Origin of the sequence: Ruegeria sp. HKCCE3926, assembly GCF_017872515.1 — a bacterium.
GTDB lineage: Bacteria > Pseudomonadota > Alphaproteobacteria > Rhodobacterales > Rhodobacteraceae > Ruegeria.
Genome location: NZ_JAEDOU010000002.1, coordinates 274,738 through 294,984, shown reverse-complemented (window position 1 = coordinate 294,984; position 20,247 = coordinate 274,738). Strand labels below are relative to the sequence as shown.

19 protein-coding genes and 3 pseudogenes are annotated in these 20,247 nt (G+C 57.2%); 16 read left to right on the top strand and 6 right to left on the bottom strand.

Going from position 1 to position 20,247, the window contains the following annotated elements; translation table 11 throughout:
• Positions 1-74: 74 nt before the first annotated feature.
• The 6 genes from I9184_RS09515 (at position 75) to I9184_RS09500 (ending at position 6,570) form a co-directional block, all read left to right on the top strand.
• Positions 75-1,019: a PDR/VanB family oxidoreductase gene (locus I9184_RS09515; protein WP_209834006.1), complete on the top strand. Its 945-nt coding sequence runs from the start codon at positions 75-77 to the stop codon at positions 1,017-1,019.
• A gap of 425 nt (positions 1,020-1,444) precedes the next feature.
• Entirely contained in the window at positions 1,445-3,271 is a 1,827-nt protein-coding gene (locus I9184_RS09510; protein ID WP_171723715.1) for a BCCT family transporter, read from the top strand.
• A gap of 353 nt (positions 3,272-3,624) precedes the next feature.
• A complete protein-coding gene (locus tag I9184_RS21105) occupies positions 3,625-4,815 on the top strand; it encodes a hypothetical protein (protein WP_348539524.1) in 1,191 nt (396 codons plus the stop codon).
• A 69-nt stretch (positions 4,816-4,884) separates the two neighbouring features.
• Positions 4,885-5,229, top strand: coding sequence for a 4Fe-4S binding protein (locus I9184_RS21100; RefSeq protein ID WP_348539523.1), 345 nt, complete (start codon positions 4,885-4,887; stop codon positions 5,227-5,229).
• A gap of 1 nt (position 5,230) precedes the next feature.
• The gene (locus I9184_RS21095) at positions 5,231-5,686 is read left to right on the top strand and encodes a hypothetical protein (RefSeq protein WP_348539522.1); all 456 of its coding nucleotides are present in this window, start codon (positions 5,231-5,233) and stop codon (positions 5,684-5,686) included.
• Complete coding sequence (locus tag I9184_RS09500; RefSeq protein ID WP_209834005.1) at positions 5,683-6,570, top strand: FAD:protein FMN transferase; 888 nt, start codon at positions 5,683-5,685, stop codon at positions 6,568-6,570. The genes I9184_RS21095 and I9184_RS09500 overlap by 4 nt, the downstream gene beginning before the upstream one ends.
• Positions 6,571-6,617: 47 nt before the next feature.
• Here I9184_RS09500 and I9184_RS09495 read toward each other — a convergent pair whose 3' ends face one another.
• The 6 genes from I9184_RS09495 to I9184_RS09470 form a co-directional block, all read right to left on the bottom strand.
• Positions 6,618-7,409, bottom strand: a complete 792-nt coding sequence (locus I9184_RS09495; RefSeq protein ID WP_209834003.1) for a xanthine dehydrogenase family protein subunit M — start codon at positions 7,407-7,409, stop codon at positions 6,618-6,620.
• Positions 7,410-7,505: 96 nt separating this feature from the next.
• Entirely contained in the window at positions 7,506-9,866 is a 2,361-nt protein-coding gene (locus I9184_RS09490) for a xanthine dehydrogenase family protein molybdopterin-binding subunit (protein WP_209834002.1), read from the bottom strand.
• Positions 9,867-9,946: 80 nt separating this feature from the next.
• Positions 9,947-10,429 carry a (2Fe-2S)-binding protein gene (locus I9184_RS09485; protein WP_152460328.1) on the bottom strand — a complete coding sequence of 161 codons (483 nt, stop codon included), beginning with the start codon at positions 10,427-10,429 and terminating at the stop codon, positions 9,947-9,949.
• Between the two features lie 28 nt (positions 10,430-10,457).
• Positions 10,458-10,982: a carbon monoxide dehydrogenase subunit G gene (locus tag I9184_RS09480; RefSeq protein ID WP_209834000.1), complete on the bottom strand. Its 525-nt coding sequence runs from the start codon at positions 10,980-10,982 to the stop codon at positions 10,458-10,460.
• 72 nt (positions 10,983-11,054) lie between these two features.
• Positions 11,055-11,576: a transporter substrate-binding domain-containing protein gene (locus tag I9184_RS09475; RefSeq protein WP_209833998.1), complete on the bottom strand. Its 522-nt coding sequence runs from the start codon at positions 11,574-11,576 to the stop codon at positions 11,055-11,057.
• A gap of 89 nt (positions 11,577-11,665) precedes the next feature.
• A complete protein-coding gene (locus I9184_RS09470) occupies positions 11,666-11,845 on the bottom strand; it encodes a hypothetical protein (RefSeq protein WP_209833996.1) in 180 nt (59 codons plus the stop codon).
• Positions 11,846-12,275: 430 nt separating this feature from the next.
• Between I9184_RS09470 and I9184_RS21090 the strand changes: the two genes are divergently transcribed.
• From I9184_RS21090 to I9184_RS09435, 10 genes and pseudogenes are all read left to right on the top strand, one after another.
• On the top strand, positions 12,276-12,458 hold the full coding sequence (locus tag I9184_RS21090; protein ID WP_348539521.1) for a hypothetical protein: 183 nt from the start codon (positions 12,276-12,278) through the stop codon (positions 12,456-12,458).
• A 22-nt stretch (positions 12,459-12,480) separates the two neighbouring features.
• Positions 12,481-12,708, top strand: coding sequence for a hypothetical protein (locus I9184_RS21085; RefSeq protein ID WP_348539520.1), 228 nt, complete (start codon positions 12,481-12,483; stop codon positions 12,706-12,708).
• A gap of 6 nt (positions 12,709-12,714) precedes the next feature.
• The gene (locus tag I9184_RS21080) at positions 12,715-12,891 is read left to right on the top strand and encodes a hypothetical protein (RefSeq protein ID WP_348539519.1); all 177 of its coding nucleotides are present in this window, start codon (positions 12,715-12,717) and stop codon (positions 12,889-12,891) included.
• A 12-nt stretch (positions 12,892-12,903) separates the two neighbouring features.
• Positions 12,904-13,218, top strand: coding sequence for a hypothetical protein (locus I9184_RS21075; RefSeq protein ID WP_245223505.1), 315 nt, complete (start codon positions 12,904-12,906; stop codon positions 13,216-13,218).
• 2 nt (positions 13,219-13,220) lie between these two features.
• Positions 13,221-13,805: pseudogene (locus I9184_RS09460) on the top strand (hypothetical protein); the annotation flags it as partial.
• A 143-nt stretch (positions 13,806-13,948) separates the two neighbouring features.
• A pseudogene (locus I9184_RS09455) lies at positions 13,949-14,050 on the top strand (IS5/IS1182 family transposase); the annotation flags it as partial.
• 178 nt (positions 14,051-14,228) lie between these two features.
• Positions 14,229-15,985, top strand: a pseudogene (locus I9184_RS09450) (PQQ-dependent methanol/ethanol family dehydrogenase).
• Between the two features lie 142 nt (positions 15,986-16,127).
• Complete coding sequence (locus I9184_RS09445) at positions 16,128-16,811, top strand: response regulator transcription factor (protein ID WP_171635969.1); 684 nt, start codon at positions 16,128-16,130, stop codon at positions 16,809-16,811.
• 46 nt (positions 16,812-16,857) lie between these two features.
• Positions 16,858-18,027: an FIST N-terminal domain-containing protein gene (locus I9184_RS09440; RefSeq protein WP_171723722.1), complete on the top strand. Its 1,170-nt coding sequence runs from the start codon at positions 16,858-16,860 to the stop codon at positions 18,025-18,027.
• A 3-nt stretch (positions 18,028-18,030) separates the two neighbouring features.
• Entirely contained in the window at positions 18,031-20,244 is a 2,214-nt protein-coding gene (locus I9184_RS09435; RefSeq protein WP_209833994.1) for a PAS-domain containing protein, read from the top strand.
• The last annotated feature ends 3 nt before the right edge of the window (positions 20,245-20,247 follow it).

Genomic DNA, 20,247 nt, shown 5'->3' with positions numbered 1-20,247 from the left:
GAAATCTATGTTTTTTCCTGCTGTTTGCGATCGGGTACAGGACCAAAGTCGACCGAGAACGAACAGGATGTGTGATGGATACACAAGTTGCCCGCCTCGTGCGCAAAACACGGCTAAGCCCGGACACGTCCGATTTTTGCTTTGAAATCGAAAACGGCCGCTTCACAAGCCTTCAACCCGGCGCACATGTCGATATCCATCTGGCCGACGATCTGGTGCGGCAGTATTCACTGTGGAGCTGGAGTCAGGACGGCCGCGCAATCAATGTCGCCGTCAAACGCGAAGATGAAGGGCGTGGCGGCTCGGTGGCCATGCACGCGCTTCAAGAAGGGGCGATGGTCGAAATCGGCGGGCCGCGGAATCACTTCAAACTCGAAAACCACGATCGGCATGTCACGTTGATCGCAGGCGGCATCGGGGCAACTCCGCTGGTTGCAATGGCGCGGGAATTGATGAACCGCGGGCAGGATTTTCGGGTCTACTACCTTGTAAGGTCAAGAGAATTTGCAGCGATGGACGCGCAGTTCAGGGCCCTTGGGCTGGATGAATGGTATCATTTGCATTGCGATGACACAGACGGCTGGTTTGATCTGGCATCGGTCATGCAATCGATGCCCGTCGGTGCGGATGTGTATACCTGCGGACCTGAACCGATGCTGAACGCTGTTCTGGAAGCAGGTGCATCCTTGCGTGGCGGGGCAATCCATTTTGAACGATTTGCACCCGCTTCTGACATCGACCACGATCCAAATGCGGAATTTCAGATCGAAATTCAGTCAACCGGCGCGGTCTACCCGGTCGGAAAAGAGGAAACTATTCTCGGAGTATTGCAAAACAACGGCGTGCAGGTCGATTTCGGCTGCTCTGAAGGGTTGTGCGGGTCATGCATTGTTGACGTAGTGTCAGGGCAGGTCGATCACCGCGACGGAATACTCACACCGCAAGAGCAGGAAAGCCACGAATTCCTGTGCACCTGCGTTTCGCGGGCCAAGTCCGATAAACTGGTCCTGAAGCTGTGAAGGACGCAGTGGTCACAACAAATCATGTCGTCGCATTGTTCTCGCTAACATCGCAATCGAGTGAATTCGGTGGTCGCTTCATGTGATCGAAGTGTCGGATTCTCAGGTTAGAACATCTCACCCTTGCTATAGGTTTTTCGAAACTGGAAACCCAATAACCACTTAAGATGCTGCGACGACATTCAACCACAGGCTGACTTATCACCGGGATTGGTGGTGACAGCAGGCAGCGAGCAATCGGGAGGAAATTTGCAGTAAGAGACGTAATGGGAGCACGCGTTGTTACTGCAAGCCCAAGTTTGGGCTGAACACAACTCAACATCGGTTCGTGCATCGTGCATGATTGTCCACGTCGTGCAACGCGATGTTTTCCAGCATTTTTTCAGAAGAACAAAGAACGACACACTCGAGGAGGAACGTGCGATATGTCGATACCCGAACCTTTCACGGACGTTGAAATAGAAACGGCTGATTCCGGATTCTATGAAAACTACAGCGTCCCAATTGCCCTGATCAGCAAAGCCATCATGGTCGGGCTGGTGCTGTGGGCCCTGGTTTTCCCAGCGAATGCAAACAGCACATTGGGCAGCCTGAACAGCCAGTTGCTGGAAGTCTTCAACAGCTTCTACATCGTCATTGTCGGTTTTTTCTTCTTTTTCCTTGCCGTTGTTGCGATCATTCCGTCCACGGGTCGTAGGATCATGGGAACGCCGGGGGAAAAGCCCGAGTTTTCGAACTTCTCATGGTTCTCCATGATGTTTGGTGCCGGTCTTGGTGTGGGGCTCATGGTTTTCGCCACAGCAGAACCGCTGGGCCTTTGGGGGTCTAACCCTGTGGTTTTGTCGGGTGAAGTTGCAGGAAATGACCCTGAATCCGTTCAATCGGCTTATCGTTTCACTTTCCTGCACTACGGCTTTCACGCCTGGGCGATCTATGTGGTAACCGGCCTGTCCCTGGCCTACTACGCCTATACACGCGACATGCCTCTGACGATCCGCTCTGCGCTGACACCGTTGTTTGGCCGTTTCGTCAACGGCTTTTTCGGCCACGTGGTTGACGTTTTGGGCGTTGTCGCAACGATCCTCGGCGTGTCCGTAACCATCGGCTATGGCGTCAGCCAGTTCATCGACGGCCTTTATGCCATCACCGGCATGCAGTGGATCATGGATCTGGGCGGCGAGGTGCCGACCCCCAGCAAGGTCGGTCTGATTTCAGGCTTGGTCGTTATCATGGGCCTGTCGATCATTTCGGCGGTTTCCGGTGTCGGCCGGGGTGTCAAGTACCTGTCCAACCTGAACCTGGTGCTGTCGATCATCCTGCTGGGCACTTTCGTGGTCTTCGGTTCGTTTGTCTTTGCCATGACCACTTATGGCACTGCGATGATCGACTACATCCTGCACTTCCTGTCGCTCAGCTTCAATGCCTATGGCCCGCTGTCGGCCGAAGCATTCGCAGCGGCTCTGCCGGCCGAGGCGCAAGCACATGCCGCAGATCTGATGGGTGGGGCGACCAATGCCTGGGGTAGCTTCGACGGCTTCAAAAGCGGTCTGGAAGGTGCAGCGGCCGAGTTGGACGAAGCAACCTTGGCCGCGGCCTACGCTGCGGGTGAGCAAGGTCGTCAGTTTGGCTGGCAGGCAGGCTGGACCACCTTCTACTGGGCGTGGTGGATCGCATTCTCGCCCTTCGTGGGGCTTTTCCTGGCGCGCATCTCCAAGGGTCGGACCGTCCGCGAGTTCATCTTGGGCTGCGTGTTCGCGCCTGCGCTGGTGTGCTTTGCCTGGATGACCGTTCTGGGCGGCACAGCGATCGATCTGGAACTGGCAGGCGCGGCAGAAGGTGCGATCATCGGCGCATCGAACACCAACAAGCTGTTCACGACATTGTCCTTCATGATCGATGGTGGGCTGCTGTCCATGCTGAACGTCATGTGCGTGATCCTGATCATGACCTTCCTGGTAACCTCGGCGGACTCGGGTATTCTGGTGATGAATACCATCATGTCGGGTGGTAGCCAGGAAACCGGTATCAAGCACCGCATCATCTGGGGTGTGATCCTGACGGCAGTGATCGGCGCGCTGATCCTGGCGGCGGGTGAAAACAACCCTATGGATGCGCTGCGCAATGCCATGATCATCGGTGCGCTTCCGTTCACCATGGTGATGGGCCTGATGTGCGTATCGCTGGCCAAGGCGCTGTTCCGCGACAGTCAGCGTGACAAGCACTCTGCCAACAGCGCGCAGGCAGCCGAGTAAGGCGTAGGCACAAGAAAAAACCTGGTCAGGCCGCCCTAACTGGGCGGCCTGTTCTTTTTCGGCAAAGCGTCGCCTTTGACGTGAAAAACCCCAATATCACCCCGGGGCTAATGCCGTAATGAACGGCGAACCAGGTCTGCCCCCTATCGACTGGCCGAATACCCCGTACTTCCGCCACCTCTGGCTGCTGAGGTGACAGTTTGCGCACCGGACCGGCGAGGGCCGCATCACCTGTCACGGTCGATTTCCTTGCGGCTGCAACTTTGGACGCAGGACTGCCTTAGGGCCGCGGGCAGGGACTTAGAACTATCGTCGAATGTCCCGGCGAAGGGTGGAAAGTTAGTCTTTCGATCATGCGCGTACTCACAGGCATTCTGATGCTGCTTTTCGGCGGCCTGGTGATTTTGGTTGAACCTGTGTCGCGCGATGATATCGAATCCTACATCCGCGCGCCGTTCGCATTGGGGGCGGCGTTGTACGAAAACGGCGTCTACAGTCTGCTGAACTCCGGCGGGGCCGATGCAGGCTATGTCTTTGAATCGAAACCCTTGGCGCCATTGCCCGGTTTTTCGGGCGCACCAATCAACATGTTGATCGTGCTGGATCTTGAAGGGCGTTTTATTGACGTGCAGTTGATTGAACATAACGAACCGATCTTTGTTTTAGGGCTCGGAGAGCCCCTTTCCACAAATTCTTCGAGCAATACAGGGGCCTTTCGATCTCGGATTCCATCGTTGTCGGAACCCCGTACGGCGATGCAGCAAGCGGGTCGTCATTGGTCTATCTGGACGGGGTTACAAAGGCGACGGCAAGTTGTGCGGATCGTGCATGAATCGGTCATGGGCGCTGCTTTGACAGTCGCGCGCGAGAAAATGCAGGGATTGGCAACCGCGCCGCCTGCATTTCCGGATCCCGATTATCAAGAAGAACTCAACTGGCAGGATTTGATCGATCAGGGCATCGCCACATGCAAGGTCTACACGAATGCGCAAGTTGACGCTCTGTTCAATGGCACCCTTTGGGAAGATGACGATCCCGAGCCGCAGTACAGTCCCGACGACCCTTATCTGGATCTGTGGGTCGTGGATGTGGGCCCAAAAGCCATCGCTCGCGCTGCCTTGACCACGGACAGTTATGAAGAGGTGCAGCGCTTCATGGAAATTTCGGACAATGACGAGCCGATCCTTGTGATCGAAACGGTGCGCCATGGTCCGGTCAGCGAAGACTTTGTACGCAATACCGCGCCGGACTGGATTTCGGCCGAGCAGAGCGGATTGCCGGTCGCTCTGCGTGATACCGATCTGCTGGTCGAGTTGGCGGATAACATGCCAGATGGCGTTGCCATGATCCTGCGCACCGACCGGCGCCTGGGGTTCGAACCTTCCCGAGAATGGGTGTTGAAGGTTCTTGCAGTTCGCGAACATGGCATGTTCCAGCCTGAAACAGGATCCGTCACTTTGGATGGTGCACATATCTCACCTGAAAGGTTCTTTGATCGACCAGAACAGATTGTTCCGGCACCGCCCTGGCTTGAAGCGCTGTGAAATCGCCAGTTGGATCTGGTTTTCCTGGGTGCGTTTCTGGCTGCACTGTTGGCCGTTTAGGCCCTGCGAATGAATGCCCTTGCGGCGCGACCATTGTTCACTCCCGTACGTCTGGGCGTTCTTGCCCTTGTCACAGTTTTCGTGGGTTGGTGGGGGCAAGGGCAGCTATGGATCGTCACGGTCTTGGGGGCATTGCGTACGGCATTGGACAGCGGCAGTTCTGCCTTCCTGTTCTATGATCCGTTCTCGTTGCTGATCTGGGCCGTGACCCTTGCGGGTTTGATTGCTTGGGGCAGGGGATTGTTCTGCGGATGGCTCTGCCCTTTCTGTGCCCTTCAGGAATTCGCACATCATCTGGGCAAAGCCCTTCGTATCCCTCGGATTGAACCGTCAAAAAAATGGGCAACCGTTTGAAATGGTTGAAATACGCGGTACTGACGGCCTTGCTTGCGTTGTCTTTGCCGCACCTGATCAGGTCGATAAAGCGGCAGAGGTTGAGCCCTTCAAAACAGCGATCACGACCTTCTTTTTTTGCGAATGGTATTATGTCGCCTACGCCATCTTCTGGCTGGTTCTGGGAATGGCGGTGTTCAAGGGCTTTTGCCGATATGCCTGCCCCTTGTGCGTGTTCCTTGCGATCGGTGGGTTGCTTCGGGGCCGCGACTGTATCGAACGCCGCGCCGAATGCGGGTCACCCTGTCAGCTACGCAAGGTCAAATGCAAATTTGGCGCGATCACGCAAGCCGGGCAAATTCAGTTTGATGAGTGTTTTCAGTATCTCGACTGCGTCGCCATATATAACGACCGCAACCGCTGCGTTCCCCTGATCGTCGCGGCCCGCCGCCGCACGAGAGAGGTTGCAGCCGAATGAACAACCGTCGCCGCTTTCTGGCCATATCTGCCGCAGCACTGGCATCTCCGTCTCATGCACAGCCTATCCGTCGGCGTGGCTACGCCATGGGGGCCGAAATCAGCCTGACACTGGATGCTGACCCTTTGGAGGCAGAACATGCCATTGCCGCTCTGCGATCCATTCTGGAGGAATGCGAGGCGCTCTTCAGCCTGTATCGCCCGAACTCTGCCCTGTCGGAGCTCAACCGGAAAGGGTATCTCAAAAGCCCCGATCCCGCTTTTGTGTCTCTTTTGACAGCGTGCAGCGCGGCTTACGACCTCACAAATGGTCGCTTTGATCCCACAGTTCAGCCAATTTGGCTTGCCGCGTCCGAGAATGAGGCTCAACACGCGCGAAGGCTGATCGGATGGAACCGCGTAGGTCTAACTAAGGAACTCGTGCAATTGGGCCCTGATCAAGCGCTTATCCTGAACGTCATCGCTCAAGGTTTCGCCACCGATCTGGTCGTTCGCGCCTTGCGCAAAGCCGGGTGGGAAAAGGTTCTGGTCAATATCGGAGAATATTATGCAAGTGGTCGTCAGCGGCTGCTGGGCGTCACGGATCCAGTGCACCGACTTGTCGAAGTCACGCATTTGAAGGACCGCGCCATTGCTACGTCCAGCGCTGACGTCATGCGCCTGCGGTCGGGCGGCGCTCACATCATCGACCCGATGGGCGGAAACGCACCGCTTTGGTCAACGGTCAGTGTCCAGGCACCGGATGCTACGACGGCAGACGCGCTTTCAACAGCATTCCGTCATGCTTCCGAGGCTGAAATAGCAGCGACCCTTGCGCAGGCAGCCGGCGAGCGCATCGCGATCCGTGTACGCCCCAATGGGAAAGTGGTGACGCTGCAAGGATAAAAAGCCCCGGATAACACCGGGACTTTTCGATTTTCCCGACCAATTCTTTACAAGCAGTCTTCAACCGTGCGTTTGGTCATGACCGAAACAAGATGCGCTCGATACTCCTTGCTCCCATGCAGATCCGCAATCATGTTCGCCGGGTTTACGCGCAGGTCCATAAGGGCATCAGGGCGAAATTCCTTGTTCAGCGCCTGTTCAGCCTCGGACCACCGGAAAACGCCGTCCTCGCTCGCGCCGGTTACCGCGACGCGCACCCCGTCCGCAAAGCGGGCCAGGTAGACCCCGACAAGCGCAAAACGCGAGGCTGGCTGAAGGAACTTCCGGTAGCTCGCCGCTTGCGGCACCGGGAAACGGACCGATGTGATGATTTCACCCTCATCCAGCGCCGTCGTGAACATTCCCTGGAAAAAGTCATCGGCGGCAATCTGGCGGGTATTGGTCACGATAGTCGCCCCTGATCCCAATACCCCTGCCGGATAACAGGCCGCAGGGTCATTGTTGGCAACCGAGCCGCCAATCGTCCCGCGGTTGCGAACTGCCGGATCGCCAATCTGACCGGCCAGCGCTGCAAGCGCTGGATACGAGCCCACGGCCTCGCGGGCGACGACAGCGTGGGGCGTCGCGCCACCGATCGACACCGATCCGTCATCCTCGATGCAAACGCCTTGCATCTCGGGAATTCCGCTCACCGACACCAACTTGGACGGGGCCGCCAACCGTTGCTTCAATGTTGGGATCAGCGTCTGTCCGCCTCCCAACGCCTGCGCATCCTCTGCTGCCAATGCTGCAACCGCGTCAGCAATGGTCGAGGGCTTCTCAAACTCGAAATTGTACATTTCGTTCTTCCTTTCCGAAAAGGCGCTGATCCGCCCTTCATCTGGCTATAAAAATCCCGGGGAGCGCGAGGGGCTGGCCCCTCGCACCTTAACCTCTCAACCATGCATCGCCGTCCAAACGCGTGACGGGCTCATCGGCATGTCGATATGATCAACAGCCCTTCCACCTGAGTTCAACGCATCCAGCACCGCGTTGACCACCGCAGGCGGTGAGCCGATCGCACCGGCCTCGCCGCAACCCTTCACACCAAGCGGATTGTGCGTACACGGCGTCTGGCTGGAATGATCTACGCCGTAGAATGGCACGTCATCCGCACGCGGCATCGCATAGTCCATGAAGGACGCACTCAGCAGCTGGCCGTTCTCGTCATAGGCACAGTTCTCCAGCAGGGCTTGACCGATGCCCTGACCAATACCGCCATGCACCTGGCCATCAACGATCATTGGATTGACGATATTGCCAAAGTCATCCGCAGCCGTGAACTTCTCAATCGTGACCTGACCTGTGTCTGGATCAACCTCGACCTCACAGGCATAAGCCCCTGCCGGGAAAGTAAAGTTGGCCGGGTCGTAAAACGCGGTTTCCTCCAGTCCCGGTTCAACTTCCAGCGGATAGTTGTGCGGTACATAAGCCGTAAGGGTCACATCCCCCCACGCCACCGACTTGTCGGTCCCCGCAACACTGAACTGACCGTCCTTAAGTTCGATATCTGCCTCGGACGCTTCCAGCAAATGGGCTGCAATCTTTTTGGCCTTGTCGATCACCTTCTCGGTGGCCTTGACCATAGCCGAGCCGCAGACCGCCAGCGAGCGTGAGCCATAGGTGCCCATGCCAAACGGGATCTTCGAGGTGTCCCCGTGCACGATCTCGACCATTGACTCGTCGATGCCGATCATGTCGGCCACGACCTGCGGGAATGCTGTTTCATGGCCTTGCCCGTGGCTGTGTGCGCCAACCATCACACTTATCGAACCGGTGGCGTTCACCCGAACTGTCGCCGCGTCGTAAAGTCCCGCACGGGCTCCCAACATGCCGACGATATTCGAAGGCGCGATACCACAAGCCTCGATATAGCAATTGACGCCGAGACCGCGCAGCTTGCCTTTGGCCTCACTCTGCGCGCGTCGTGCTGCAAAGCCCGCCAGATCAGCCGCAGCCTCAAGCTTGTCCATCGTCCCGTTGTAATCCCCGGTGTCATAGGTCAGCGCCACCGGCGTGTCATAGGGGAACTGGGTGACAAAGTTCTGTCGCCGCAGGGCGATCGGATCGACACCCAGTTCGCGCGCGGCTTTGTCGATCACACGTTCCAACTGGTATGTCGCTTCGGGGCGGCCCGCGCCGCGATAGGCGTCCACCGGCACCGTGTTGGTGAACATCGCCTTCACGTTCACCTGAATGACCGGCGTCTTGTAGTTGCCCGCCATCAGCGTGCCGTGCAGCCAGGTCGGGACCGAGCTGGAAAAGGTGGACAGATACGCGCCCAGATTGGCGTATGTGTTGGTACGCAGGCCGACGAAATTGTTGTCGGCATCCAGCGCCAGCTCGATCTTGCTGACATGGTCGCGGCCCTGTGCATCCGACATGAACGCCTCGGACCGGCTGGCCGTCCACTTGACCGGGCGGTTGCAGGCCTTGGCGGCAAAGGTGCAGAATGCCTCTTCCGCATAGTGGAAAATCTTGGTGCCGAAACCGCCGCCCACATCCGGCGCCACGACGCGGACCTTGTGTTCGGGCAGGCCGAGCACAAAGGCGCACATCAGCAGCCGGATCACATGCGGGTTCTGCGACGTGGTATAGAGCGTATACTCATCCGTGCCCCGGCTGTATTCCGCCACGGCCACGCGCGGTTCCATCGGGTTGGCGACCAGCCGGTTGTTCACCAGTTCCAGCGTGGTGACATGCGCGGCGTTGGCAAACACTTCGTTCACCTTGGCATCGTCCGCCTCACCCAACTGCCAGTCATAGCAGATGTTGTTCTTCAGATCGTCATGGACCAGCGTCGCGCCATCCTGCGCGGCTGCCTTCATGTCGATCACCGCGGGCAGTTCTTCGATATCCACATCGATTGCCTCAGCCGCGTCGCGCGCCTGTTCAAGGCTGTCGGCCACAACGGCAGCAATCGGATCGCCAACATGGCGCACTTTGCCTTGCGCCAGAATGGGGTGCGGCGGCTCTTGCATCGGCGCGCCGTGCTTGTCGGTGACTTCCCAGCCGCAGGGCATGCCGCCCACGCCTTCGAAATCCTTGCCGGTAAAAACCTTGATCACGCCCGGCATGCCTTCGGCCGCCGAAGTGTCCAGGGATTTTATCCGGCCATGCGCGATGTCGGACCGCAGAAAATGCACATAGGCCTGGCCATGTACGTTGATGTCGTCGGTATAATTGCCTGCTCCGGTCAGAAAGCGTACGTCCTCGCGCCGCTTGGAACTGGCTCCGATGCCACTGTCTTTGGGCATTGCTTATTCTCCTCCCATAAACGGATGCTGCTGCATCCCTCACTCATCCCACGGGCGTGTTTCCGACGCCCGCAGCGGCATCATTCCGCAGCGATGCTGCCCACGTCCTGGCCGGATGCGGCCATGATCGCTTTGACGATGTTGTGATACCCAGTACAGCGGCACAGGTTGCCCTCCAGATACTTCCGGATTTCGGCCTCGGTTGGGCGCGGGTTCTCTTTCAGCAGCGCGGCGGCGCTCATCACCATGCCCGGAGTGCAGAATCCGCATTGCAGACCGTGGTGATCCTGAAACGCCTGCTGTATCACGTTCAGTGAGCCATCCGCTGTTGCCTGGCCTTCGATCGTGCCGACATCGGCCCCATCTGCTTCGGCGGCCAGCATGTTGCACGATTTCACCGCTTCGCCATTCACATGCACCACGCAAGCACCGCATTGCGCTGTGTCGCACCCCACATGCGTGCCCGTCAAAGACAGATGATCGCGCAGAAAACCGGACAGCAATGTCCGGCCCTCGACGTCTCCGCTTACGGCTTTGCCGTTCACGGTCATGGAAATTTTCATGACTTTCTCCTCCCTGAATTCCAAAGGATCAACCGCCTAACACGCGCTTGATCCAACCTTTCTTTTCTTCCCCGGTCTCGCCTTCTTCCGAGGTTTCGGGCTCGGGCACATCCTGAGGTTCGACCGCATTCTGGAAGTTCTCAAAGAACTGGTCGGCCATTTTTCTGGCAACCCCATCGATCACGCGCCCCCCCAACTGAGCCAGTTTGCCACCGACGCGTGCATCGACCGCGTAGGTCAGTAGTGTGCCTTCGGGGGCATCCGACAAGGTGACGTCGGCCGCGCCTTTGGCAAATCCGGCGGCTCCTCCCTTACCTTCACCCGATAACTTCACGCTTTCAAGCTCCACGAGATCAGAAAGGGTCACAGAGCCTTTGAACGTCGCTTTGACCGGGCCTACTTTCTGCACGACGGTGGCCTCGAACCCGTCTTCGACCGAGCCTGTCATCTCCTGACATCCCGGCACGCATTCCTTCAGAACATCTGCCGACAAAAGCGCGGCCCAGACTTTGGAACGCGGCGCGGCGATGACGCGGCTGTCATTGAGTTCCATATCACTTCTCCAAGTATATTTTTGTTACGCTACGCGGTGTTCGCAGCCTTGCCTATAAGACCTTGGGTGTAGTCACCGCAGCATGGGCGGCGAATGTGTAAGGCCGTGACGTTTGAAGATTTCGGCGATGCGCCCATCCTGCAACGCCGCGTAAATGGCATCGTCCACAGCATAGCCGAGGCCGCGATAGGCGAAATGAACGGCCACGCCAGTGGTCCATGAACTGACGGCAAAACCGGGCAGGGGTGGGGTATGGATGTCAAGCTCTGGCGTCAGCCTGGCCTCAAGGTTTTCGCCGGCAGCCACCAGATTGAAACGCGCGTCGACACCCAGCTCTTCGGCGATCAATGTTCCGGTGTTGATATCCACGCCCTGTATCTTGCCGTCTTTCTCATAGGACCACGGGGCAAACTCGTCATGAGCCGCAAATTTGATATAGCCGCGCGCGACGATGGTATCGAGATCAGCGCCAACGATATCCCGGCTGGCGTTTTGTGGTTTGGGTTGAGGCACATGATCCTCGCATCGGGCCATCGCCATTCCGTTTGAAAGAGTGGCAGCCAACAGGGAGAGAAAAAATGTGCGTCCGATCATGTGTCTCAGTCTGCCGTCCTATTGCGCGGCAGACAATCCAATTGTCAGTTGCTCCGCCGCCTATGAGAAATCAGGGCTGTCGCCCGAGATTAGAACAGCGGCGCGAAAGGCCACGCTGTCAGCCGCAGGGCGCCCGATCCTGTTTCCACAGTGCCGGCAATCTGGCTGAGATCCGACGACTGAAGCGCTGCGGCATCACCTTCCCCGCCGTCGGCCATCGCGGCCAGCAGGTCGCGGGGCGACGTCTCCGTGCGAAAACGCCATGCCACCTGCGGTCAGGCCAGCCAGCGCTGTGTTGAAAAACACAAGACCCTTCGTCTCCTCCTTCTGATGCTGGCTCTGGTCTTAGCTCAGGGAAAACCATCGTGAAATTCGACCTTGTTTGCAGATGAGCCGCTGCGTGCGACTAAGGTCGAATGGCATGCCGTCCAAGGACTAATTTTAGTAGAGCAGCATCGGAGGAGGAGCAAACACGGCCATGTTTTTTGCGTCTTTGCAACTCTTGTTCTGTTGCCAATGGTTGCTGCAGCTGAGGTCTCTGTATCTGTTGTCTATCTTCATCAACAGGTCAGACGACCACCGGTTTTGTCGAACCTTGACCCATTGCCCGACGATCTGGGCACGGCAGGTGCAGAACTGGCTTTGTAAGACAACCTGACAACGGCCAAGTTTCTGGGCCACACGTATGAACTGACAGTTTTGACCGTCCCGGAAGACGGGAATTGGCTTGATACGGCGCGCCGGGCCTTGTCCCAGACAAGCTTCCTGATATTGGACGCTCCGGCGCAGGCGCAACTGGCGGTCGCTGATCTTCCCGAGGCCGCCGACGCCATCTTGCTCAACGCGTCTGCCCGCGACCGCGACTTAAGACATACCGCCTAGCCGTGCCAACCTGCTGCACACCATGCCGTCCGATGCGATGCGCGCGAACGCTCTGGCACAATTTCTGGTCAAAAGGCGCTGGGACGATCTGGTTCTGGTCGCCGGAGAACACCAGTCGGACATGGCCTTTGCTGACGCAATGAAACTGTCCCTGACCAAATTCGGACTGGAAATTCGGGCGGAAAAGACCTGGCGTTTCGATGCTTACATGAGGCACAATGCGGCGCAGGAAGTTCCTGTTTTCACGTAGGATTTCGTGGACTACGATGTCACGTTGGTCGCGGATGAGTTGGGCGACTTCGCAAGATATATACCGTTCAACACATGGGAACCCAGGCCGGTCGCAGGTTCGGAAGGGTTGCGACCGGTCACGTGGTCGCCTGTGGTCGAGCAATGGGGCGCGGTTCAGTTGCAGAGCCGGTTCGCCGGTTAAGCAGGCCGGTCGATGAGGCCAATCGACTATGCGGCATGGGTTGCGTTTCGGTCCTTGGGCGAGGCCGTGGCCCGAACGCAATCTGGCGATCCCGCGGTTCTGCGGGACTACATTCTGTTGGAAAAATTTGAACTGGCAGGCTTCAAGGGCCGGGCGATGAGTTTCCGCGCCTGGAACGGTCAGTTGCGCCATCCCTTCCCGCTGATGACGGATCGAGCGGTCGTGGCCCTCGCACCGCTCGCGGGTTTCCTGCACCACAGGACTGAACTGGACACTCTGGGAATTGACCAGGCCGAATGCCTGTGCACGGCCTTTAGCGAGGACTAAAGATAAAGTTTTCCGTCTTTTTGGCCGCTGCTGCATTTTGCACTCCGGCGGTTTCGGACGAGATTTGGATCAGCAATGAAAAAGACGACACGCTCAGCGTGATCAATATCGAAACGTTTGAAGTGATCCGCACCCTTAAAACCGGAGAACGACCACGCGGGATCACATTTTCCAAGGACTACTCGGTTCTCTACATCTGCGCGTCAGATAATGACTCGGTGCAGGTCATGGATCCTGAAACCGGAGAAGTCCTTTATGATCTGCCGTCGGGCGAAGACCCCGAACAGTTCGTTTTGCACCCGAATGATCGGCATCTGTACATCGCCAACGAAGATGACGCGATAACAACTGTTGTCGACACGGTATCGCGGACCGTAATTGCCCAGATAGACGTGAGTATCGAGCCGGAAGGGGTGGCGGTCTCACCAGACGGCACGATCGCTGTCACCACGTCCGAGACCATCAATATGGCTCATTGGATCGATACTGAAACACAGGAGTTGTTCGCCAACGCCCTGGTGGACTCGCGCCCGCGCCACGCGGAAGTCGTCAAGGGCGAAACCGAACCTTGGGTCAGCTCTGAAATCGACGCCGGAAACTGAATCAAGCTCCTGAATTTCAGCGGCAATGGTGGTCGGTAGATTTTTGGGCGGCCTGAAAGGTCAAGGAAACATATCCCTGCATTTTGGGCGGGACGTCGCGGGACAGACCCGTTCCGAACGACACGTGCAGGGCCAAATGGCGCAACCGTATCAAGATCATGTTCGTCCGGGAGAAGGATCGGCGCCGCGTCGCAAACCGTTGCGACAGATGCCCGAAAGTGGTCCGATAAGTCACCGCTGGTGCCGCCGAAACCATGAGTGTGGAGCCCGGATGAAATGCGCGAATTGCCCCCACGACCATTGTGCAATTTCGCCGACAGACCCGCCTGCGAATAGTTGCCGTGCCAACAGCTCTGACCTGTCGGCGATTCGGTGCGGAGGGAAGACACAAGCCTAGGGAGGACACTGATGAACCGGTTCACAATGGCGGCAGTTGCAAGCGTGATTGCAGTGGGCACGGCCCATGCAGAAGTTACCGAGGACGATCTGGCCAACGACCAGTCAATTGCGACCCAGGTCGTGACAAACGGGATGGGACGCCACTTGCAGCGCTACAGCCCGTTGGACATGCTGAACAAAGACAACGTCAAGAACCTGTTGCCGGCCTGGGCGTTCAGCCTTGGTGGCGAAAAACAGCGCGGGCAGGAAACCCAGCCGCTGATCTATGGCGGCATGATGTATATCACCGGATCGTATTCGCGCCTTTATGCAATTGATCTGGAAACCGGCAAAGAGGTCTGGCGATACGAGGCGTGCCTGCCCGAAGGCATTCTGCCTTGCTGTGACGTGGTGAACCGGCGTGCCGCCATCTACGGCGACAAGGTGATTTTCGGCACCCTTGATGCCCGGATTGTGGCCCTGAACAAAGACACCGGCGACGTCGTGCGGCGTGATAAAATCGCGGACTACAAGGCGGCGTATTCTTACAACGCAGCTCCGCTGATCGTTGACGGGCTGGTGATCACCGGAAATTCCGGTGGTGAGTTTGGCATCGTTGGCGCTGTGCAGGCACGGGACGTGAACACCGGTGATCCGGTATGGGAACGCCCGGTCATAGAAGGCCATATGGAGACGCTGAACGATGAAGAAAGCACCATGACGGGCGAGTTGAATGCGACGTGACCCGGCGACATGTGGAAGACCGGCGGTGGCGCAACCTGGCTGGGTGGTTCCTATGACGCGGACACGGATACGCTTGTTTTCGGGGTCGGAAACCCGGCGCCGTGGAACTCGTGGCTGCACAATGCGGGCACGCCGACGGAAGGTAACGCCGGAGACAACCTTTACGCGGCCAGCCGCATCGGAATCGATCCGAAAACCGGCGAAATCAAGTGGCATTTCCAGACCACGCCGCGCGAAGGTTGGGACTATGACGGTGTAAACGAGGTTGTTGCCTATACCGACCGTGAAGGAAACAAGCGTTACGCAACCGCCGATCGCAACGGGTATTTCTATTTTCTGAACCGCGAAGACGGTGCCTTTGTATCGGCTAATCCGTTTGTCAAAGACATAACATGGGCGTCCGGCGTGGATGAGACCGGCCGACCGGTCTTTGTCGAAGAAAACCGCCCCGGGGATCCGTCGTCAGCGGCTGATGACAAGAAGGGTGAAGTGATCTTTGCATCGCCTTCTTTCCTTGGCGGCAAGAACTGGATGCCGATGTCCTTTTCGCAACGTACCGGCAATTTTTATGTACGGTCGAACGAATGGGGCATGGATATCTGGAACCAGCCGATCTCGTACAAGAAGGGTGCCGCCTATCTGGGCGCAGGCTTTACGATCAAACCCAACTACGAAGATCACATTGGGTCTCTCAAGGCCATCGATCCGGATGCCGGCGAATGGGAATGGGGATACAAGAACAACGCGCTGCTGTGGTCAGGCGTGATGGCAACAGCCGGTGGCCTGGTGTTCTTTGGCGCGCCTGAAAGTGAGTTTATCGCGCTGGACGACGAGACCAGCGAGAAGCTGTGGTCGTTCCAGACCGGCTCGGGCAGTCTGTGACCTGGGAACAGGATGGTGAACAATATGTCGCGATCATTTCCGGCTGGGGCGGCACTGCACCGCTCTGGGGGGGTGAGGTGGCCAAGAAGGTCAACTATCTGAACCAGGGTGGTACCTTGTGGACCTTCCGCCCGCCAAAGGAACTGGCATCGGCGAACTGACACGGGATCCAGCAAAACCCTGATGCGTACCTCTGATCCGGGGTGCGCGTTACTATACGACCTTCCGCCAGTATGCGTGGTTTTCATTCATCGCTAGGATTGGTTAGGCTGGAGACCATTTGAATGCAAAAGGCTATACCAGATGCTTGCTGAATCCGCCGCGCGCAATAATTTCGAAAACGTGCTGATCGTTGATGACCATCCATTGTTTTGCGACGCCTTGTCGATGACCTTGCAAAGTGTGGCTCAGATCCGGAAAATCCATACGGCAGACCGGCTGGAGGACGCCTTGGATCTGCTGGCAAGTGGGCTGAAACCCGATGCGGTCATGCTGGACCTCAATTTGCCGGATGTGGACGGCCTGGAAGGTTTGATCCGCTTGAAGGCTGCCGCAAACGCACCGGTGATCGTGGTGTCGTCGCTGACGGACAACCGCGTTGTCAGCCAGGTGATACAGGCCGGCGCATCTGGCTATGTCCCCAAGCACAGTCAGCGCGACGTGTTCCGCACTGCATTCGAGACAGTGCACGCCGGTGACGTTTTCGTGCCAGAGGGCTGTGTTTTGATTGACACAGAGGAAGAGGACGAACACGACGAAGCGGTCAAACGACTGGCGACACTGACAAATCAACAGGCGCGCATCCTGCAACTGATCTGCGAAGGCAAACTGAACAAGCAAATCGCCTATGACTTGTCGATTGCGGAAACGACGGTCAAAGCGCACGTGACAGCAATAATGCGAAAACTGGGTGTTCAAAGTCGTACGCAGGCGGTTCTGATCGTCAAGAAAGCGTCCTTTGCCAGTGTCTTGCAAGACCAAGGCTAAGCGTCATACTCTCACGTCATCGTCGCGCTTTTAGGGAGGAGGCACGATGGACCAAGCAGTCGGGTGGGCAACAGCCCGGGCCCGCACGCCAGGCATCGTCAAAACGGCTTTTGCACGCCACGACACCGGGCAGTCGATCGAGACCCTCAGACGCCAGTTGGGTGATGACCCACTTGCGCTTGTCATTCTTTTTGTCAGCCCGAACGCCGATGCATCCGTGGTGATCGCGGATGCCGAGCGCGCCTTTGCGCCGACCCCGATTGTTGGTTGCACCACCGCCGGAGAGCTGGCGGATAGTGGGTATTGCGAAGATCAGATCGTCGCGATCGGCCTGCCGCAATCCCATTTCGACATACGCACGGTTCTTGTTCCGGATCTGAACGAATTCGAGTCCGACAGCATCATCAAAGAGATGATCCACAACAGAAATACGATGATGGCGAACGCACCCGACTGGAGCCATGAATTCACGTTCCTGATGATTGACGGGTTGTCGACAAAAGAAGATGAACTGACGTCGGAATTGGCTGTGGGGCTGGGGCCGGTGCCATTGTTCGGCGGTTCGGCCGGGGATGGAACCAAATTCGGGCGCACTTATGTTCTGTATCAGGGGCAGGCAAGAAGCAACGCAGCCGTACTCACGCAGGTTCGCACGCGGTGTCCGATCAAGGTGTTCAAGACCGATCACCTTCTGCCCACCGCCTATCGCATGGTCGTGACCAAGGCAGACCCGGCAAAACGCATCGTTCAGGAAATCAATGCCGAACCCGCTGCCCGCGAATACGCCCGTATTCTCGGCAAAGACCCGGAACAGCTCACCACATTCACATTCGCGGCCCATCCAGTCGTTGTGCAAATAGGCGGGCAACACCATGTCCGCGCGATCCAGCAGGTAGCGGGAAATGGCGATCTCGTCTTTTTTTCGGCGATTGACGAAGGCTTGGTCCTGACGCTGGCAGAACCTCGGGACATGGTTGAACATCTACAGGAAGAAATCAGCCTGTTGACCGAGAAGCAGCAACCCGACACCATTTTGGGTTGTGACTGCATCCTTCGCCGGCTGGAGGCCCAGCAAAAGCAGAAGACGCACGCGATCTCGGACATCCTGTCTCGCCATCACGTGGTCGGTTTCTCGACCTATGGAGAGCAATTCAATTCGATCCATGTGAACCAGACCCTGACCGGCGTGGCGATATACCCGCCCGAGAAAGAGTAAGGTATGATCGAGCATCTCACAGACCCCTCGGACTCCCTTGAACGTCAGAACGAAAAACTCAGGAAAATTGCCGAAGCCCTGATGCGGCGGGTCGAAGAATCCACCAATGCCTCTGGCGCGGCTTATGCTCAGTTCCAACGGGCGGCGGTGCTTGAACAAGAGGTTCGCGCCCGAACGGATGACCTTGAGCGCGCGCTTGAACTTCTGAATGACTCCAACGCCAGGTTGGCGCAGGCCAACAAGGAAACCGAAGCAGCGCGCGCAGATTTGGCAAATGCGATCGAAACGGTGCAGGAAGGCTTTGCCCTGTTCAATCGTGACGAAGAACTGGTGCTGTGCAACAGCAGGTTCGGGATGCATATGCCCGATATTCAGGAACAGCTGAACCCCGGCTTGTGTTTTGCCGACTACGTGGAACTGGTCAGCCGATCCAGGTTCCTGTCCTTGCCAGAGACAATGAGCCCAGAGGACTGGGCCAAAAGCCGTCTGGATCGTCACGCAGATGACCACGTGGTGTTCAATGTTCGTCTTTCGGGCAATCGGTGGACGCAAGTGTCAGAACACCGCACGCCAGACGGGGGCACCGTGATCCTGCAAACCGACGTGACAGATATCATGCGGATCGAACGGCAAGAAAGGGATCGCATTCTTGACGACAAGGCGCGGCTGATCCGCGCCACGCTTGAACATATCGATCAGGGCGTCTGTATCTTTGACAACAAGCACCGCATGATCGGGTGGAACACCCGCGCAAGCGAGCTTTTGGCCATACCGATCACTCAGTTTCAGATGGGCATGCGGTTTGAAACCCTGTCCAATCGCCTGGGCGACAACATCAGCTTTCAGAAAGGCATAACCGAGGCGGATCTGCTGGATTGGGTCAGCCGACCAACCTACCGCCGCCCTCTTCAGTTCCAGATGCATCAGGGGCGATCGAAAATCCTGTCGGTCTTTGCGCAGGAAATGCCAGACCGGGGCTTTGTGATTTCCTTTACCGATGTAACTGCGGAACGGAGGTCTGCGCAGGCCTTGTATGAAGCCAAGGAACTTTTGGAACAACGTGTGGCGTCACGCACAATGGAGCTTGCGGATGCGCTGAACGAGGCTGAACGGGCGAACGCGTCAAAATCGCGTTTTGTGGCCGCCGCCAGCCATGACCTGTTGCAGCCTCTGTCTGCTGCAAAGCTCTATGTTGCGTCACTGGGCAGCGGTTTGGACACTGACACCGCCCGGACCGTTGCAGCAAAAGCAGAAAGCGCCCTGAACAGTGTCGAACACATTCTCGAAGCCCTGCTGGACATCTCAAAGCTGGATTCCGGGCGGGCCAAGGCGCATCTGTCCACAGTGTCGGTGGGCGAGCTTTTCTTGCAGATGGAAGACGCATTCAAGCCCGTCGCCCAGGCCAAGGGTTTGAGTTTGCGTTTTGTTGACACAAAGGCTCTGGTCACAAGCGATGCCAGTTACCTTCGGCGTATATTGCAGAATCTGCTGTCAAACGCGATCCGGTACACCGAGACCGGCAAAGTTCTTGTTGGTGTCAGGCATCGCAAGAACGCAATTGCTTTGGAAGTCTGGGATACGGGCATTGGCATAGCATCAGATCAAAGAGATATCGTGTTTCAGGAATTTCAGCGTTTGCATTCAGATGCCAGCGCCGCCGAAGGAATGGGGTTGGGTCTTGCGATTGTCGAGCGGGCCTGCGGGTTGCTACAACACCCCATCCACCTGTTTTCCGAAGTTGGAAAGGGCACGGGGTTTTCGGTCGAAATACCTTTGGCCCGGGTGAAACCAGAGGTTTCTCTCTGCTCTTCAGTGGTACAAAAACCAAACTTGAATGTGCTGGGCAACACCGTCGCCCTGTTGATCGAAAACGATGAAAACCTGCGCGGCGCGTTGACCATGACCATCGAATCCTGGGGCGTCGAGGTTCTGGAATGCGAAAGCGAAAGCGAAGCGATTGGCCTTCTGCGCGAAATAGGCATCCTGCCAGACTTTGTTGTCGCCGACTATCAATTGAACAACGGAAAAACAGGGACGGACGCCATGCGTGCCCTGACGGATGAATTCGGGCATTTGCCCGGCTGTATTATCTCAGCCAATCGATCACAAGAGCTTGTTCAGCAGTGCAAACAAGCAAAGCTGCCGCTGTTTTACAAACCGATAGATCCGCAACTGCTAAAATCGACGCTGGAGGCCTCGGTCGCGCGCGTCATCTGAGTT

What these genes read in the sequence shown, in the direction of transcription:
- I9184_RS09515 (WP_209834006.1), top strand. Translation starts at nt 75, where the DNA reads ATGGATACACAAGTTGCCCGCCTCGTGCGCAAAACACGGCTAAGCCCG.
- I9184_RS09510 (WP_171723715.1), top strand. Translation starts at nt 1,445, where the DNA reads ATGTCGATACCCGAACCTTTCACGGACGTTGAAATAGAAACGGCTGAT.
- I9184_RS21105 (WP_348539524.1), top strand. Translation starts at nt 3,625, where the DNA reads ATGCGCGTACTCACAGGCATTCTGATGCTGCTTTTCGGCGGCCTGGTG.
- I9184_RS21100 (WP_348539523.1), top strand. Translation starts at nt 4,885, where the DNA reads ATGAATGCCCTTGCGGCGCGACCATTGTTCACTCCCGTACGTCTGGGC.
- I9184_RS21095 (WP_348539522.1), top strand. Translation starts at nt 5,231, where the DNA reads ATGGTTGAAATACGCGGTACTGACGGCCTTGCTTGCGTTGTCTTTGCC.
- I9184_RS09500 (WP_209834005.1), top strand. Translation starts at nt 5,683, where the DNA reads ATGAACAACCGTCGCCGCTTTCTGGCCATATCTGCCGCAGCACTGGCA.
- I9184_RS09495 (WP_209834003.1), bottom strand. Translation starts at nt 7,409, where the DNA reads ATGTACAATTTCGAGTTTGAGAAGCCCTCGACCATTGCTGACGCGGTT.
- I9184_RS09490 (WP_209834002.1), bottom strand. Translation starts at nt 9,866, where the DNA reads ATGCCCAAAGACAGTGGCATCGGAGCCAGTTCCAAGCGGCGCGAGGAC.
- I9184_RS09485 (WP_152460328.1), bottom strand. Translation starts at nt 10,429, where the DNA reads ATGAAAATTTCCATGACCGTGAACGGCAAAGCCGTAAGCGGAGACGTC.
- I9184_RS09480 (WP_209834000.1), bottom strand. Translation starts at nt 10,982, where the DNA reads ATGGAACTCAATGACAGCCGCGTCATCGCCGCGCCGCGTTCCAAAGTC.
- I9184_RS09475 (WP_209833998.1), bottom strand. Translation starts at nt 11,576, where the DNA reads ATGATCGGACGCACATTTTTTCTCTCCCTGTTGGCTGCCACTCTTTCA.
- I9184_RS21085 (WP_348539520.1), top strand. Translation starts at nt 12,481, where the DNA reads ATGCCGTCCGATGCGATGCGCGCGAACGCTCTGGCACAATTTCTGGTC.
- I9184_RS21075 (WP_245223505.1), top strand. Translation starts at nt 12,904, where the DNA reads ATGAGGCCAATCGACTATGCGGCATGGGTTGCGTTTCGGTCCTTGGGC.
- I9184_RS09445 (WP_171635969.1), top strand. Translation starts at nt 16,128, where the DNA reads ATGCTTGCTGAATCCGCCGCGCGCAATAATTTCGAAAACGTGCTGATC.
- I9184_RS09440 (WP_171723722.1), top strand. Translation starts at nt 16,858, where the DNA reads ATGGACCAAGCAGTCGGGTGGGCAACAGCCCGGGCCCGCACGCCAGGC.
- I9184_RS09435 (WP_209833994.1), top strand. Translation starts at nt 18,031, where the DNA reads ATGATCGAGCATCTCACAGACCCCTCGGACTCCCTTGAACGTCAGAAC.